1 protein-coding gene is annotated in these 570 nt (G+C 25.6%); it reads left to right on the top strand.

What is annotated here, in order from left to right:
* Positions 1 to 267 precede the first annotated feature (267 nt).
* On the top strand, positions 268 to 477 hold the full coding sequence (locus tag NEH74_RS12455) for a hypothetical protein (RefSeq protein WP_202966286.1): 210 nt from the start codon (positions 268 to 270) through the stop codon (positions 475 to 477).
* Positions 478 to 570 lie beyond the last annotated feature (93 nt).

Below are 570 nucleotides of genomic sequence, written 5' to 3'. Positions count from 1 at the left end.
ATCCACTCTTCACTGGGATATTTATCCCCAGTTGAATATCGTCAAAATACCCTTAAAAAAGTTGTTTAGTTTAGTGTTGACAATCCAATTAGATGCATTACGTATTTTAAGTAATATATAAATATATATTATGATTATGTAGTATATAAGGAGGTTGTATCTATGAATAATGAGATTATACGTAGAAAAATGAAAGAGTTTCCGTAATGGAATGATAGAAATGGTTGTTATACAGATGAAAATTGTGATTTAGAAGAAGTACCAAGAATGACATATGATGATTCAGTAAAATATTTCTTTGGTGTGATGAATGATGATTTCTACTATAACATAACAGATAATATTTTTGAATTATCTTATGAGGAAGTAATTAAATATGCTAAAGATAATAACTTCTATGATTCAACATATGAAAAATTAAATCTGTTAATAAATAATGATAAGCCAACAATAGAATTTTATAAAAGTTTACTTTAGTAAAGCTCTTACTTGTATTTAGATATGCAAGTAAGAGTTTTTTATATGTAGAAGGGAGAAAGTATAATGAAAAAAGGTAAGCGGGTAATATAA

It is taken from the genome of Turicibacter sp. GALT-G1 (genome assembly GCF_025594995.1).
Lineage (GTDB): Bacteria > Bacillota_I > Bacilli_A > MOL361 > Turicibacteraceae > Turicibacter > Turicibacter bilis.
Note: the sequence above shows the minus strand (reverse complement) of the source record. Positions and strands in the feature narration are given on the sequence as shown.